The organism is Commensalibacter sp. ESL0382 (assembly GCF_009725775.1).
Taxonomy (GTDB): Bacteria; Pseudomonadota; Alphaproteobacteria; order Acetobacterales; family Acetobacteraceae; genus Commensalibacter; species Commensalibacter melissae.
On record NZ_WNII01000001.1, the window covers coordinates 57,173 to 72,359 of the forward strand.

Consider the following 15,187-nt stretch of genomic DNA (forward strand, 5'->3'; position numbering starts at 1 on the left):
ATTCAATTTGGTTATTTTAATGTGAAATATTATTTTTCATATTTTGGCGGGTGTAATTCAATGGTAGAATGACAGCTTCCCAAGCTGTTCATGAGGGTTCGATTCCCTTCATCCGCTCCAAGAAATATTATTTATTTTAAACTATATAATATCTATAAAATTGATTGTTTAGATATTCAACCTAATTTAGTACTATTGTTTTATCTTAATCATAAATAAAACAATTAATTACTTTAATATTAAGTTGAGGGATATAGTGAAAAATTATGATGTGGTTATAATTGGGGGTGGACTTGCCGGATTGACATTGGCCAGTCAATTGCTGCGTGATATACCTGATATTTCCATTTGTCTTATTCATGATGCAAAATTTCCCAATGAAGAGACAGCTTTCAAAGTTGGAGAGGCAACAATTGATTTGGGTGGGTATTATCTTAGGGAATTGCTGGGAGATGAATATCTAGGTCGGGAACATTTTATAAAAATGGGAATGCGGTTTATTTATACAAATGATGAACTCTATAAAGAAATGGGAATTAGAAATTTTCCCCAAAAAAATTCCTATCAATTTAAACGTGGCAAACTGGAAAATCATTTTTTTTCATTATTACAAGATAAAATTGATATTTTACAAAATACGCGTTTTCTTGATGTTGAGGATGAGGGGCATTTTAAAAGAATCCACGTAGTTGAATTGAGCAAAGTCCAGAAAATCATTAATTCTCGTTGGATTGTTGATGCATCCGGACGGAAAAAAGTTATTTCCAGGAAGTATAATTTATCAAGCAAAGGTAATTTACCCAATTCTTCAGTCTGGTTTAGAGTCAAGGGGGCTGTTCTGGTAGATGAAATCTATCCGGCAGAAGAAGATAACCCTTTTTATGGCATGGATAGAAGCTACAGTTCCTTACATATTGATGGAAAGGGATATTGGATCTGGGTGCTTCGGCTTTCTGATCATACGACCAGTGTGGGAATATGTTTTAGTGAGAATATTCATCAATTTGACAGTTTATCGGATTTGGAAAAAACCTTTGAATGGTTAAAAACGCATGAAAGGGTTTTTTATGATTATTTGCTGAAGAAACAATTTTCCATCCTTGATTTTAAATATTTGAGAAAATACGCATCTATTGCGCAGCCCTGTATCTCTGAAAATCATTGGGCATTAACAGGGGATGCATGCATTTTTTTGGATCCAGTTTATTCAAGTGGTATAGATTTGATGTGCATTGAAAACACGTTTATAGTTGATGTCCTTGCACAGGAAAAAAATGGTCAAGACATAAAAGAACGTATGGCATTTTATAATTCGGTCATATCAGATCTGGTAGTTGCTTATAGTAACGTATTTGATAAAATGTACGAACAAAAAGATAATTGGTATTATATTTTTGTTAAATATGTTGTTGATTCCGTATTTTATTTTGGATCAATTTGCCCCTGTTTCATGAATAAGGGAATGAGAGATTTTAAAAACGCAAAGATTATATGGGATAAAATTCATAAAATTTATATGGAATATGATAAGGTGAATTCCATACTCAAAACCAAGAAATTTTCTGAAAACAATAGGCAGAATAATTTGGACTTACCAAGATTTATCAATCTTTCTGAAAGTCTATTTGCCAAAATAAACAGTTATTTGACGGAACCTGATAATGACCTGGAGAAATTGATTAATCTGTTACAGGATAATTACCAGGTCATGTGTAAAATATGTGAATATATTTCTTCCGATAGGAATTTATATGATTTGTATATTAGAAGGGATGGACAGCCAGAAATCTTTCATACTTCATGGCGTTATGGTGAATTTTTTCCCAATCCAGAAATGGTGAATAGAAATTAATTATTTTCTGATATAGATATTTATATTTTATTGTTCTGAAAGTGGCATTTTTATAGAAAAAGCGTTTACGTATTGATTCTGTGAATATTTTTAATTATAAATTATTAGTTTTTGTTACTAGATTGATTGATTTTAAAACTAAATTCTTATTGTTTTGTTGAATCGGAATGTTTGTTTTAACGCCGCCCTAAGTTAGCACTGTGTAACTAATTTTATTATTTCTGTTTTTTTAAAAAAAACAGAAACAGGATTGATGCGATCAGTCTGTTATTGATTAATTTTTCAATTTAAAAATATTTATAGGATTATAATATGTTGCTGTCTTGTAATCGACAAGAATGGCTTGGAAATATTCGTGCGGATATTCTATCTGGTATTGTGGTTGCATTGGCCCTGATACCAGAGTCAATTGCTTTTTCCATTATTGCTGGGGTTGATCCGAGTGTAGGACTTTATTCGGCTTTTGCCATTCCTTGTGTCATTTCGTTATTTGGCGGACGTCCTGGAATGATATCCTCATCGACGGGTTCAATGGCTTTACTGATGGGGCCTTTGGTAAAGACTTATGGATTGAGTTATTTACTCGCTGCATCAATTCTTGCAGGTATTTTTCAGATCATTGCCGGATATTTGAAACTTGGTGAATTAATGCGTTTTGTTTCCCATTCTGTCGTGACTGGTTTTGTAAATGCGTTGGCAATTTTGATTTTTATGGCACAGCTTCCGCAATTAGTGCATGTGACATGGCATGTTTACGTGATTGTTGGTGGTGGATTGGCAATTATTTACCTTTTCCCTTATTTAACGAAATTAATACCGTCTCCCTTGATATGTATTATTATAATGACCGCCATTTCAATAGGTTATGGTTTAAATATTCCAACGGTGGGTGATATGGGTAAATTGCCAGGTTCTTTACCAATTTTGGCTATTCCAGATATTCCTTTGGACTTTCATACCCTCATGATCATTTTACCATATTCTGCTGGACTGGCAGCGGTAGGATTACTTGAAACCATGATGACAGCAACGATCGTTGATGAATTCACGGATACTTCAAGTGATAAAAATCGTGAGTGTAAGGGGCAGGGAATTGCCAATATCTGTACTGCTTTTCTGGGCGGTATGGCTGGATGTGCCATGATTGGTCAATCGGTTATTAATATCAAGTCCGGGGGAAGGGGACGATTATCTACCTTGGTGGCTGGTATTTTCTTGCTCATTCTTGTTGTTTTTTTAAAGGAATGGGTGGCCCGGATTCCTATGGCCGCCTTGGTGGCTGTGATGATCATGGTTTCTATTAGTACTTTTTCCTGGCGTTCAATTCTTGATTTAAAAAAATATCCGCTTTCTACCAATATTGTCATGATTCTAACGGTCTGTGTTGTGGTTGGAACAAATAATCTGGCCTATGGAGTATTAACAGGCGTGCTGGTTGCCTCTCTTGTTTTCGCAAGCAAGGTTTCACATTTCATGCTGATTAAATCAGAAAAAAAAGATCAGTCCCGTATTTATAAAGTGAATGGTCATATATTCTTTGTAACGGTTGATCGTTTTATAAATAATTTTGATCTCAAGGAAGAGATTAAGAATGTTACAGTCGATCTAACCCATGCGCATTTTTGGGATGTAAGTTCAGTGATGGCATTGGATAAGGTTGTCATTCATTTTCGCCAACGTGGTATAAAAGTGGAGGTTCAGGGAATGAATGATGCCACGGCGACTATCATTGACCGTTTTGGCATCCATGATAAACCAGAGGAAATTGAAAAGGTTATCGGGAGTTATTAATCAGGATCATTCTTGGCGATATATATAGTTAATGTGTTTATATCGCTTATTTAGGTCTATTTTTTTGATATTTATGAATGGATTTTTTTAATTCATTTAGATTGGGTCCCTGTTGGGTTTCAACATAAGTTGTTTTATTCCATATCCAGATATCTGAACCTTCAACTATCAAATCATGCATCCCCTTGTGGGATGTTTTTTTTATTTCAATATTGCCAGTAACAGAATCGAGTATTTTTACCCAATGATTGTTACGGTTAAGATAGGCTGTGGTGGTACAGCCTCCAGACCCACAAAGACTGGCGGATTGTAACTGGGTAAATAGAACAGTTTGCGGTTTTTTTGTGCTGGAGAGGTTTGCATTGCCAATAAGGATAAGCGGTTTCTCACCATGTTGAACAGCAAAATTAATATCGGTTTTATTCAAGTTATATGCAATTGTTGAAAAATTGTTCGCAGGTTGGGGGGTTAAAACGACTCTTCCTGATTTTGGATTTTGATAATTTCTGTTTTTTTTCGTATGATGGGAAACTGCGTAAGAGGATTGGACAGTAAAAGCAAAGGCACTGATTATACAAAATACAACAAGTTTTTTATTCATAATTATTAAGGCCTTTTTCTAAACAAGAATATTTGATATTAATAGATGAACTTTTAAAAAAACCTAACTTATACAGAGATAACATTTTTAATTTCAAATGATTATATAAGATAGTGCAGTTTATGGCAAAGAGATGATTTTTGGGATGGATTTTCATATTTTATAGTAAAAAGGATACCTGTATTATTTATGGTAACTTCAGGGATTAAACAGGTTGCAGCTGACGAAACACAAAATGAATCTATTCAGAAATTACTTTTTGCTGAAGGACTTGTTTTGGAAAATGGTCAAAAACTAAACCACTTGGAAATTGCATATCAGACTTATGGAAAGTTGTCATCAGCCAAGGATAATGCAATTTTGATTTGTCATGCTTTAACTGGCGATCAGTATGTTACAGGTATTAATCCAATCAGTAAGAAACCTGGTTGGTGGAGCAGAATGGTTGGTCCTGGGCTACCTATTGATACAGACAAATATTTTATAATTTGTAGTAATGTTTTAGGAAGCTGCATGGGAACGACAGGACCACGTTCCATACGAACAGATCATCAGAAAATAGGCTATTGGGGAATAGACTTTCCTGCAATTACCATTGGGGATATGGTCAATGCCCAAAAACTTCTAATCGATCATTTCAAAATTGATCAGTTATTTGCCGTTATCGGTGGTTCAATGGGAGGAATGCAGGCATTGCAATGGGCGGTAAGCTATCCAGATCAAGTTTATGCAGCTATACCAATTGCCACCTCGTCTTTTCATTCGGCACAGAATATTGCATTTAATGAAGTGGGAAGACAGGCCATATTTTCAGACCCCGATTGGCAAAATGGAGATTATTGGCGATATGGTGTTATTCCATCCAGAGGGTTGGCTGTAGCACGTATGATGGCACATATTACCTATTTGTCAGAAGATGCATTAAACCGAAAATTTGGACGGAGATTGCAAGAAACAATGATAGATTCTTCGTCACCAATTTTCGGGGAAATGTTTCAGGTAGAAAGCTATTTGCATTATCAGGGATCGAATTTTGTGAGACGTTTTGATGCAAATTCTTATGTGACAATCTCCCGGGCAATGGATTGGTTTGATTTGTCCCAAGCTTATGATGGGGATCTGGTCAAGGCATTTTCACAGGTTAAATCCAGATTTTGTGTTATCAGTTTTTCTTCTGACTGGCTTTTTCCCACTTCACGGTCAAGAGTGATAGTCAAGGCATTAAATCGTGTTGGAGCCAAGGTTTCTTTTGTTGAAATTGTAAGTGATAAAGGGCATGATGCCTTCTTGTTGGATGAACCGGATCTTGATCATGTAATCAGCGGTTTTCTGGCAGGAATTAAAAGACAGAGGCAATTGGAAAATAATGCGTCTTGATCAATGTTGTATTGTTGACATGATTCAGCAAAATTCAACAATACTGGATATTGGATGTGGTGATGGTACATTAATTGATTATCTGTGCTGTAATCATCAATGTGATGCACGAGGAATAGAGTTGGATATGTCCTGTGTTACCAAGGCGGTAAGTAAAGGCTTATCTGTAATTCAGGGAAACGCAGATTTTGACTTGCAGAATTATCCCACGGATGGTTTTGATTATGTCGTATTATCGAGGACTCTACAGGCGGTTAATCGCCCACGTGAAGTTTTGCAACAAATGTTGCGAATAGGACGGTATGCTATTGTTTCATTTCCAAATTTTGGCCATTGGACTGTAAGAATGCAACTGCTTCTTAAAGGACATATGCCCATGACAAAAGTATGGGGAACCCATTGGTTTGAGACGCCGAATATTCATCCCTGTACCTTAACAGATTTTGTATCACTATGTAAACAAGAGGGATATCATATTAGTCAGTGGATGGCTATTGATGATCATGGCGAGGGGGAAAAGGCCCCCTGGCGACGTTCAATACGTTTGGCCAATTTTTTTGGGGAACAGGCCTTATTTTTGCTGACACGTTGATTAAATGAGACAATCAATGCAACTGTTACATATCTGATATTATATTGATTATATATAAACAAAATTGATATTCATTGGATTAGTTAACAGAGTATTTTAGATTTTTATTTTTATGTCATGAATTGGTTAATAGAATTGACGGGGTTGGATAATATTACTCTATCATTTACATTACATTATGGTTTTGTAGAGTCATATTTCTTATGGGTACGAATAAAATTTTTAGAATAATTTTTTAATATTTGATTGAGGTTTAAAAGAAGTAATGCGAGACTTGGATCGGTCTTCTGAAAGTCATATTTTTGTTGAAAAACATCATTCCCCTTTAAAGATATCATTTCATGGATGGATAAAAATTATAATGGCGACCATTCATACACTAATTGATGGTCCATATATGCTGGTTGCAGCTGGTTGCGCATTTTTTTCTACCTTGTCGCTATTTCCTTCTATAAGTAGCTTGATTTCCATTTATGGGCTGGTTTTTGATCCACAAACGGTTGAGCCACAACTGGAATTTCTACAACATTTTTTCCCCCCGAATGTTTATGTTTTTTTACAGGAAATGATTAACAGTATTGTCGAGCAAACCCATTCCACTTTAACAATACAATTGGTTGTTTCCATTTTGTTCGCTCTTTGGTCTGCATCCATTGGGACAAAGGGTTTGGTTACGGGGCTAAACGTTGCCTATAATACGCATGAGACACGGAGTTTCTTGAAATTTCAGGTTCTATCTGTTGTTTTGACATTCTGCGCTATTTTGGGAACGATTATGACCCTTGCGGTTATTGTTGCTTTACCGGCAATTTTGAATATTTTGCCATATCAATTTCTAAATATTCTTACAGATTACTTTCCTGCTTACAATATGGTGAGAATAAGTAGTAACATTATTGTTTTTCTTTTTGCAACGTGGACTTTTGCTTTATTTTACCGTTTTGGGCCCTGCCGTTCCAACGTGCATTGGCGTTGGACATGTCCAGGCGCTTTTATCGCCACAATTTTATGGTTGTTGGCTGCCTTTTCTTTTTCTTATTACGTTGCCCATTTTGCAAATTTTACAAGTACTTACGGCCCATTGGGAACCGTGGTTGCTGTTATGATGTGGTTTCTGGTTTCCTGCTATGTTGTTCTGGTTGGCGCTCAGTTCAATGCCCAGATAGAAGGATATATCTTGGATAGAAGCGAGGCTTCTAACAAGATACCATAGTCATAGAAAATTATTGGGGAGTTTCAGCAACTTCGATATTATTCAGGGGTTTAATTGTTACATGGGCAGTTCCCCGGCTTAACATGCCAATTTTTGCTGCAGCAGCTTTTGATAGATCAATAATGCGATGTTTTACGAAAGGGCCACGATCGTTAATGGTGACGATGACTGAGTGCCCTGTATCTTCTGATTTAACCAACACTTTGCTTCCCAAAGGAAGGGTAGGATGAGCTGCGGTAAAATTCTGGTTGTTGAATGTTGAGCCAGAGGCTGTTTTACGTCTTTGCGTATGTCGCCCACCGTACCAGCTGGCAATACCGCTTTGAAAAGCTGTTTCATCTGTACTGATGATCATGTCTGCAGGATGTCTATTTTTGTGAAGAGTGTAGGGCATCACTCTTTTCTTTAATTTTCGAATCCGGTGAGAGGTGATCTTATGAGAACCGGAGTTAGCATATACTTGCATGGATTGAACATTTAATCCGATAACAAGTGACAAAGCCAGTAATTTATTTCGACGTTTCATATACCCTGTTTATTATAGCGTTTTTTAATCATAATGATTAAGAAAACTACCATAATTCCTTTAAGTTAATATAAACCATGTTAAAAGCTAGAGAAAAAAAATGGCAAAAAAATGAAAAGATTTGCTTTTGTAACTTTACGCTAATACAATTGACGCACATATGGCAAATAATTTGTTTAATCTATTGTTTCTGGCTGAAATGATATAAATAGACATAGTTTATCAAAAAATTAAGAGAAAATTTAATTAATTTGTTGACTGTTTATAAGAGAGGCTTTTTAAATTCATATAGTGTTAAACCTGATTAAAGGCATGAATAACTAGTGATGGAATTGCCCCTCGTATATGTTTTGAATGGTCCTAACTTAAATATGTTAGGAATGCGTCAGCCAAATGTGTATGGTCATGCAACCTTGGATGATGTAGAACAAATCTGTATTCAAAATGCAGAACAGCTCGAAATAGCAATTGATTTTCGCCAATCCAATGATGAGGGGGAACTTGTTTCCTGGATTCAGGAGTGTAGGGGAAAAGCAAAGGGAATTATCATTAATGCAGGAGCATATAGTCATACTTCTATAGCAATTTTAGATGCTTTACTGGCAGTTGATTTACCTGTTATAGAGGTACATATATCAAATATTTACCGCCGGGAATCATTTCGGCATCATTCTTATGTTTCTCATGCGGCGACAGGGGTAATCTGTGGATTGGGTATTCAGGGTTATGCCTTGGCTTTGGCTGCGTTGGCAAATCTTATATTGGAAGAGGATAGTTGATGAGCAAAATGCTCGTAGATGTAGAAGTTATTCGTAAATTGGCTGATATTTTAACTGAAACAGGGTTAACAGAAATCGAGGTTTCCGAAAAGGATCAGCATATTCGCGTCGTAAAGAATATTACCGTTAACGCAAGTCCAGTAACAGCTCCCGTTTCCATGGCTCCTGTCATGAATTCCGCGCCTGTGCCTGTAACGGTTAATAATGATGATGCCAAACAGGAAGAAGATCTCTCTAAACATCCTGGCGCGCTGCTAAGTCCAATGATTGGTGTTGCCTATTTAACGCCGGAACCTTCTGCCCCCCCTTTTGTAACTGTTGGACAAGAGGTTCAGTCTGGACAGATCATCATGCTTATTGAAGCGATGAAAACGTTTAATCAAATTCGTGCCCATAAATCAGGAAAATTGACGCGTATGCTTGTTAATTCCGGTGATCCAGTAGAATATGGTGAGGTTCTGGCGGTAATTGAATAAAATGTTTTCAAAGATTTTAATCGCGAATCGTGGAGAAATTGCTCTTCGTATTTTACGGGCATGTCGTGAAATGGGCATTAAAACCGTTGCTGTGCATTCAACTGCGGATACAGATGCAATGCATGTGCGTTTGGCAGATGAAAGCGTATGTATTGGTCCCCCTTCAGTCACAGACAGTTATTTGAATAAGAGGGCAATTTTATCTGCAGCAGCCATCACAGGAGCCGAAGCAATTCATCCTGGTTATGGTTTTCTTTCCGAGAATGCAGATTTTGCCGAACTGGTTGAAGAGCATGGGTTTGTTTTTATTGGTCCTTCTGCCCAGCATATTCGTATGATGGGTGATAAGATCCAGGCCAAAACAACCATGAAGAAATTCAATGTTCCTCTGGTTCCAGGTTCAGATGGGGCCCTGTCAGATCTTGCTACAGCAAAAGAGGTTGCAAATAAGATTGGTTATCCAGTTTTGATCAAGGCTTCTGCTGGGGGTGGAGGTCGCGGCATGAAAGTTGCCTCTACAGAAACAGAGCTGGAAGAGGCGTGGCAGGTTGCAAGGGCTGAAGCAAAAATGGCTTTTGGTAATGACGAAGTTTATATGGAAAAATATTTGGATAAACCTCGTCATATAGAAGTTCAGATTATTGGCGATCAACATGGTAATGTCTTATTTTTGGGTGAGCGGGACTGTTCTTTGCAGAGACGGCATCAAAAAGTGTTGGAAGAAGCTTTGTCTCCTTGTCTAACTGTAAAGGAACGTGATTTTATTGGTAAAGTTGCCACTCATGCCATGCAGCAATTGGGATATAAAAATGCCGGTACGCTTGAATTTCTTTATCAGGATGGACAATTTTGTTTTATTGAGATGAATACGCGTTTACAGGTTGAACATCCTGTTACCGAACTGGTTACCGATGTTGATCTTGTTGCAGAGCAAATTCGTGTGGCTGCAGGAGAAAAATTAAAATTAAGCCAAAAAGACATTCAGTTTAAAGGACATGCAATAGAATGCCGTATTAATGCCGAGGACCCTGAAAATTTTGTACCCAATCCTGGAAAAATCAAAGTTTTTCATTCTCCAGGTGGACTGGGGGTTCGTTTGGATAGCGCTTTATATGTTGGTTATACTATTCCACCATATTATGATAGTATGATTGCCAAATTAATTGCCTATGGACATGACAGGGCAACCGCAATTGCAAGAATGCAAAGAGCATTGGAGGAAATGGTTGTGACAGGTGTAAAAACAACCATTCCATTACAGCAGAAAATATTGGCAGATAAAGAGTTCCAGAAAGGTGACTATACCATTCATTGGCTGGAACATTTTATTGAGAAAAACAAAGCCGAAAATAATTGAAACTTTATTCATTATAAGTGATTGCTGAAAATAAGGGGACGTCAATTTTTTCGCGTCCCTTTAAATTTTTTAGTTCAATTAAGGCAGCTGCTCCGATGATATTGGCACCAGTTTTACGTAAAAGTTTAATAGCGGCCTGCAACGTTCCACCAGTTGCGAGCAAGTCGTCAATAATAACAACGCGCTGTCCGGGCTTGATTGCATCTTCCTGAATATGGATACAATTTTGTCCATATTCCAAATCGTAATCAATTGAAATCGTTTTCCCAGGTAATTTCCCGGGTTTACGAATCATTATCATTCCACAGCCTAATGCTGTTGCAAGGGGTGATGCACTAACAAATCCTCTTGATTCAATTCCGGCAATTAGATCGGGTTGCCAAGCTGCAATTCCATGTGCCATACGTGCAGAAGCAATCTGCCAGGCATCAGCATTGCGTAGAAGTGTGGAGATATCGTAAAATAATATGCCTTCATGAGGATAGTTAGGAATAGTACGAATATATTTTTTTAAATCTATATTGTTGGGCGGTGTGAAATCTGTTTGATTAGGTGCGTTGCTCATTTCTAACAATCATTAATAAATTTAACATAAACCATTCATGTTTTAAAAGGTTCAAATACGTCACGCAATAAATTTATTGATCTTATGAATGTAGGTTATTTTTCTGCCAGTTTTTTTTTCTTTTTTCACAAAACTTTTCCACAAAAGGCATTAATCGTAGGATAAAATATGGTTTTAGCATCAAAAGTTTAGTTTGCAATCCTGACCATTTGGGAATGTAATATTCCAATCCTTTTTTCTTGAGGGCTTTCATAATTGTTTTACAGACAATTTCAGGTTCAAGAGGTGGAGAGCAGAAATTAAGCAAAGACCCTCCATTTTGCATTTCATTATGAAGCATTTGCGTGTTAATGGCGCCAGGAAAAATGGATGAAACATATATTTTCCGGGGACGGAGCTCCATGGCCAACGCCAAGGCAAATCCACGTAAACCATATTTACTGGCAGAATATAATGCGCTGTCTTTTAGGGGGAAAATACCTCCCAATGAATTTACAAAAATAATTGAGCTTTTTTTACGCATAAGCGGAAGTAAGCCCTTGGTCAAAAAAATGGCTCCATTAAGATTTACCTGAAGTTGGTTAAGTATTAATTGATCACTTAAATTTGAAAACGAACCTGGATAAATATTTCCTGCACAATGGATTAAAGCATTAATATGATGGAATTGTTTTTTAATATCCTCACATAAATACTGTATTTCATTAAGATGAGAAATATCGCAAATACGAATAATGACTTTATCTCCATAATGGAGAGAAATTTGTTCTAATTGCGCAAGATTTCTTGCAATCATAATAATTTTGTAATGTTCTTCTAAAAGGTAAGAAACAAGTTTTTTGCCCAACCCCCCGGTTGCTCCAGTAAGAACAGCGATTTTATTAGATTGTTTAAAAATATTTAAATTCATTTAGATAAATCTCAAACTTAAAAGGTCATTATACTAAGTTATAGAATACTATTTAATTAAGTATAACATAATATTTTAAAATATAAGATATTTAGGTTTATATAGCGTAATTAATCAAACTTGTTTATTTTTACCATAAAATAATTTTATGAATTAAATGTTATAAGAAGTATCGAGCAATGAATAAAATTGTTGTTTTAACTGGAGCCGGGTTCAGTCAGGAATCGGGTCTTGATACGTTTCGTGATGCTAATGGCATCTGGGCGAAATATAATATGGAAGAAGTTTGCACCTTGGAAGGATTTAAGAAAAATCCTGAAAAATTACATGAATTTTATAATCAGTTACGTTCGAATTTGCCTAAATATTTACCCAATGCCGCTCATATTGCCTTGGCGAAACTTGAACAGGCTGTCTTGAAAAAAGAAATTGAAGCTGAATTGGTTTTGATAACGCAAAATATTGATGATTTACATGAACGTGCCGGGAGCCGTTTTCTTTATCATATGCATGGAGAATTGTACAAGATAAGATGCACAACATGTGATCGACGTATGGAATGGCATAAGTCATGTTTTCCATATACATCTTGTCCATATTGTCATGCTGTGACATTACGGCCAGATATTGTATGGTTTGGGGAAATGCCTTATTATATGCAAGAAATTGGAAGGGCATTATCAGATTGTAACTTATTTGTAGCCATTGGTACTTCCGGTGTAGTCTATCCTGCTGCTGGGTTTGTAAACGAAGTACAGGGGCGAGCGAAAACAATCGAGTTAAATCTGGAACATTCTATGGGCACATCAAATTTTGATGAATCCTGGCAAGGTTCAGCAACAGAATTGGTTCCCGAATTTGTCAATTATTTATTAAACGCCTATCAGAAATAAGGGAAAAGAATGACTGACTCTTTAAACCGTCTTTTGAAAGAGGTTCGGGCTTGTCATATCTGCAGGGATTTACCTTTGGGTCCAAAACCCATTTTGCAGGTAGGTTCGTCTAAAGTGCGGTTGTTAATCACTGGACAGGCTCCGGGTACACGTGCACATGAAACGGGAATAACGTTTAATGATCCTTCGGGGGATCGTTTGCGTGAATGGATGGGAATTAACCGATCCTTATTTTATAATGATCAATTGATTTCAATTATTCCAATGGGATTTTGTTATCCAGGCAGTTATGAAAGGGGTGGGGATTTACCTCCTCGTAAAGAATGTGCGCCACAATGGAGAGCCAAACTTTTGAAATTATTGCCTGATATTGAATTAACCCTTCTGGTTGGATCTTATGCACAAAATTATGTCTTGGGAAAAGGAAGCCTAACAGAACGAGTTAAGAATTTTCGGGATTATTTACCTAATTTTTTGCCTCTTCCTCATCCTTCATGGCGGACAAGAATTTGGGCAAAAAAGAACCCTTTTTTTGAAACGGAAGTTTTACCAGAGTTGAAAAAAAGGGTCTGCGATATTTTGAATTTAGACATGAAATCTTAAATAATTATTTAATAACTTATTATATTAAATATAAGGAAACTATATATTGGCTGAAGTTGAAAATAATTATTTTATAGCCAACTTATAATTTTTCCAACATTATGTATATGTATTTTAGATTGTTCTTTTTTGGATAAAAGATTATATGCCAAGATAAAATCTGCATAGGTTATATCTTCACTATTTTGATATAAGTAATTATAAAAACTGTATAGATCATGTACAGAATCAGGTGAAACATTGAAATTAATTTCTAAATCCTTTGATTTCAGTTGAAGGTATTCCCATTCCTTACAAATGTTTTTGTTGACATCTACATCTCCAAAAAAACCTGTATCAGGATTTAACGACATAAATTTTTTAGAATAAGGTGTTTGTAATGAATGGTAAGGTGTATTATCAATTGAGCAAACTGAAAATTGATAGGTTGATGAAAATTTATTTAAAAATTTAATAATGAAAGGAATAGTAGATATGGAATTGCTTTCTTTATAGAAAAGATAAATCAAATTTGGTTTATGATTGTATATAACGCCATATATTGGTATCATATTTTGTATATTTTCAAAATTAAATAAATATCCTTCACGCATATGTAAAGCTAGATACCGTTCTTTTGTTGAGCAAAGTTTGAAACAATTTGATTGCTTGTTGTTGGATTTTTTCTTGTTAAAAGATCCCGTAATTTCAAATATATAACGATATACACATTCCTGTTTAAGGGTTACTAAGATTTCATTGGCTTTTATGATGAAATCTTTTCTTTCTTCGTGTTGTATATCATTTCTATTGAAATGCTTCCATCGACCTTCTGAATTTATCAAATCTGTATTTAGGCGGTATTGAATTCTAATTATATAATCTTCCATCGATCGGTTAATATAATGGTTGATACATGCATTATCCCATATAACAGTATCACTATCAGCACGTTTGTTTGAAACAGGTAATCCACACGCATTTGCATAATTTTGAGGGATTGTTTTGAAATAATGAGGATTCTCATATTCAAACGAGTAATTTCTAGGCCTTATAAAACATTTTGTTAATAAAGTATCGGAAAAATTTTTATCACAGTGCTTAGTATAAGCTTCATAGGTTGGAATTTTGCTCTTTAAAACTCTATCTGAATTTCCATAAATTCTCCAATTTAAAGAAACACCATTATAGTGTAAGAATCTTTTAAAAAAATCCTGTATAGATAGATCGTGTTCTAGTGATACATATTCATCGGCATCCAAAAATCCAATCCAGTCATATTCTTGATTCAATGCTTTTCGACAAGCGCTTTCAAATGCATTAGCTTGTCGATCATAAAAATAAGGAATACTGACAGGATTTGTTAGTTCAATTTCAATATTATATATATTAGAAACAGTTTTTAATATTTCATATGTTCCATCTGTTGAGTGATCATCATAAATAAAAAATTTATCGATACCGATAGCAAGATGCCAAGAAATCCATGATAAAATGTTTGGATTTTCATTTTTAAGAAATAAAGCGAGACAAATTTTCATACTTAAATAACTTTTTAGAAAAATAACAATAATACGTATTTAAAATTATAAATATATCGAAATAATAATATAAAAATAGCAAAAAATTAATTATTTTTTAATTTTTCTTAATGTTAAGTTATTAATATTTAT

Annotated in this window: 15 protein-coding genes and 1 tRNA gene; 11 read left to right on the plus strand and 5 right to left on the minus strand. The window is 35.4% G+C overall.

Going from position 1 to position 15,187, the window contains the following annotated elements:
- The first annotated feature begins 46 nt into the window (after positions 1-46).
- The 3 genes from GM552_RS00290 (at position 47) to GM552_RS00300 (ending at position 3,643) form a co-directional block, all read left to right on the plus strand.
- Positions 47-120 (plus strand) — tRNA-Gly (locus tag GM552_RS00290).
- Positions 121-256: 136 nt separating this feature from the next.
- Complete coding sequence (locus tag GM552_RS00295; RefSeq protein WP_196424806.1) at positions 257-1,852, plus strand: lycopene cyclase family protein; 1,596 nt, start codon at positions 257-259, stop codon at positions 1,850-1,852.
- Positions 1,853-2,167: 315 nt separating this feature from the next.
- Positions 2,168-3,643 (plus strand): SulP family inorganic anion transporter, encoded by a 1,476-nt coding sequence (locus GM552_RS00300; RefSeq protein ID WP_370533572.1) that lies wholly within the window; start codon positions 2,168-2,170, stop codon positions 3,641-3,643.
- Between the two features lie 46 nt (positions 3,644-3,689).
- On the opposite strand, the gene GM552_RS00305 is transcribed toward GM552_RS00300, so the two are convergent.
- A complete protein-coding gene (locus tag GM552_RS00305) occupies positions 3,690-4,244 on the minus strand; it encodes a hypothetical protein (protein WP_110439249.1) in 555 nt (184 codons plus the stop codon).
- Positions 4,245-4,433: 189 nt separating this feature from the next.
- Here GM552_RS00305 and GM552_RS00310 point away from each other — a divergent pair, with 189 nt between their 5' ends.
- The 3 genes from GM552_RS00310 to GM552_RS00320 all read left to right on the plus strand — a co-directional run bounded on the left by GM552_RS00310 (position 4,434) and on the right by GM552_RS00320 (position 7,426).
- On the plus strand, positions 4,434-5,621 hold the full coding sequence (locus GM552_RS00310) for a homoserine O-acetyltransferase (protein ID WP_155564781.1): 1,188 nt from the start codon (positions 4,434-4,436) through the stop codon (positions 5,619-5,621).
- A complete protein-coding gene (metW, locus tag GM552_RS00315) occupies positions 5,611-6,213 on the plus strand; it encodes a methionine biosynthesis protein MetW (RefSeq protein ID WP_122122823.1) in 603 nt (200 codons plus the stop codon). Before GM552_RS00310 ends, metW begins: the two co-directional genes overlap by 11 nt.
- Positions 6,214-6,478: 265 nt before the next feature.
- Positions 6,479-7,426 carry a YihY/virulence factor BrkB family protein gene (locus tag GM552_RS00320; RefSeq protein WP_110439252.1) on the plus strand — a complete coding sequence of 316 codons (948 nt, stop codon included), beginning with the start codon at positions 6,479-6,481 and terminating at the stop codon, positions 7,424-7,426.
- A 10-nt stretch (positions 7,427-7,436) separates the two neighbouring features.
- On the opposite strand, the gene GM552_RS00325 is transcribed toward GM552_RS00320, so the two are convergent.
- On the minus strand, positions 7,437-7,952 hold the full coding sequence (locus tag GM552_RS00325; protein ID WP_196424188.1) for a septal ring lytic transglycosylase RlpA family protein: 516 nt from the start codon (positions 7,950-7,952) through the stop codon (positions 7,437-7,439).
- Between the two features lie 326 nt (positions 7,953-8,278).
- On the opposite strand from GM552_RS00325, the gene aroQ reads away from it, so the two are divergent.
- The 3 genes from aroQ to accC are packed head-to-tail and all read left to right on the plus strand — an operon-like array spanning position 8,279 to position 10,564.
- The gene (aroQ, locus tag GM552_RS00330; protein ID WP_110439253.1) at positions 8,279-8,731 is read left to right on the plus strand and encodes a type II 3-dehydroquinate dehydratase; all 453 of its coding nucleotides are present in this window, start codon (positions 8,279-8,281) and stop codon (positions 8,729-8,731) included.
- Positions 8,731-9,207: an acetyl-CoA carboxylase biotin carboxyl carrier protein gene (gene accB, locus GM552_RS00335; protein ID WP_110439254.1), complete on the plus strand. Its 477-nt coding sequence runs from the start codon at positions 8,731-8,733 to the stop codon at positions 9,205-9,207. Before aroQ ends, accB begins: the two co-directional genes overlap by 1 nt.
- A gap of 1 nt (position 9,208) precedes the next feature.
- Positions 9,209-10,564, plus strand: a complete 1,356-nt coding sequence (gene accC, locus GM552_RS00340) for an acetyl-CoA carboxylase biotin carboxylase subunit (protein ID WP_155564782.1) — start codon at positions 9,209-9,211, stop codon at positions 10,562-10,564.
- 4 nt (positions 10,565-10,568) lie between these two features.
- On the opposite strand, the gene GM552_RS00345 is transcribed toward accC, so the two are convergent.
- On the minus strand, positions 10,569-11,129 hold the full coding sequence (locus tag GM552_RS00345) for an adenine phosphoribosyltransferase (protein WP_155564783.1): 561 nt from the start codon (positions 11,127-11,129) through the stop codon (positions 10,569-10,571).
- An 82-nt stretch (positions 11,130-11,211) separates the two neighbouring features.
- Positions 11,212-12,039 (minus strand): SDR family oxidoreductase, encoded by an 828-nt coding sequence (locus GM552_RS00350; protein WP_122122825.1) that lies wholly within the window; start codon positions 12,037-12,039, stop codon positions 11,212-11,214.
- Between the two features lie 179 nt (positions 12,040-12,218).
- Between GM552_RS00350 and GM552_RS00355 the strand changes: the two genes are divergently transcribed.
- Positions 12,219-12,932 carry an NAD-dependent deacylase gene (locus GM552_RS00355; RefSeq protein WP_155564784.1) on the plus strand — a complete coding sequence of 238 codons (714 nt, stop codon included), beginning with the start codon at positions 12,219-12,221 and terminating at the stop codon, positions 12,930-12,932.
- A 9-nt stretch (positions 12,933-12,941) separates the two neighbouring features.
- The gene (locus tag GM552_RS00360; RefSeq protein WP_155564785.1) at positions 12,942-13,535 is read left to right on the plus strand and encodes a uracil-DNA glycosylase family protein; all 594 of its coding nucleotides are present in this window, start codon (positions 12,942-12,944) and stop codon (positions 13,533-13,535) included.
- Positions 13,536-13,606: 71 nt separating this feature from the next.
- Here the strand turns inward: GM552_RS00360 and GM552_RS00365 are convergent, their stop codons facing one another.
- Positions 13,607-15,055, minus strand: coding sequence for a glycosyltransferase family 2 protein (locus GM552_RS00365; protein ID WP_155564786.1), 1,449 nt, complete (start codon positions 15,053-15,055; stop codon positions 13,607-13,609).
- Positions 15,056-15,187: the final 132 nt, after the last annotated feature.

What these genes read in the sequence shown, in the direction of transcription:
- GM552_RS00305 (WP_110439249.1), bottom strand. Translation starts at nt 4,244, where the DNA reads ATGAATAAAAAACTTGTTGTATTTTGTATAATCAGTGCCTTTGCTTTT.
- GM552_RS00310 (WP_155564781.1), top strand. Translation starts at nt 4,434, where the DNA reads ATGGTAACTTCAGGGATTAAACAGGTTGCAGCTGACGAAACACAAAAT.
- metW (WP_122122823.1), top strand. Translation starts at nt 5,611, where the DNA reads ATGCGTCTTGATCAATGTTGTATTGTTGACATGATTCAGCAAAATTCA.
- GM552_RS00320 (WP_110439252.1), top strand. Translation starts at nt 6,479, where the DNA reads ATGCGAGACTTGGATCGGTCTTCTGAAAGTCATATTTTTGTTGAAAAA.
- GM552_RS00325 (WP_196424188.1), bottom strand. Translation starts at nt 7,952, where the DNA reads ATGAAACGTCGAAATAAATTACTGGCTTTGTCACTTGTTATCGGATTA.
- aroQ (WP_110439253.1), top strand. Translation starts at nt 8,279, where the DNA reads ATGGAATTGCCCCTCGTATATGTTTTGAATGGTCCTAACTTAAATATG.
- accB (WP_110439254.1), top strand. Translation starts at nt 8,731, where the DNA reads ATGAGCAAAATGCTCGTAGATGTAGAAGTTATTCGTAAATTGGCTGAT.
- accC (WP_155564782.1), top strand. Translation starts at nt 9,209, where the DNA reads ATGTTTTCAAAGATTTTAATCGCGAATCGTGGAGAAATTGCTCTTCGT.
- GM552_RS00345 (WP_155564783.1), bottom strand. Translation starts at nt 11,129, where the DNA reads ATGAGCAACGCACCTAATCAAACAGATTTCACACCGCCCAACAATATA.
- GM552_RS00350 (WP_122122825.1), bottom strand. Translation starts at nt 12,039, where the DNA reads ATGAATTTAAATATTTTTAAACAATCTAATAAAATCGCTGTTCTTACT.
- GM552_RS00355 (WP_155564784.1), top strand. Translation starts at nt 12,219, where the DNA reads ATGAATAAAATTGTTGTTTTAACTGGAGCCGGGTTCAGTCAGGAATCG.
- GM552_RS00360 (WP_155564785.1), top strand. Translation starts at nt 12,942, where the DNA reads ATGACTGACTCTTTAAACCGTCTTTTGAAAGAGGTTCGGGCTTGTCAT.
- GM552_RS00365 (WP_155564786.1), bottom strand. Translation starts at nt 15,055, where the DNA reads ATGAAAATTTGTCTCGCTTTATTTCTTAAAAATGAAAATCCAAACATT.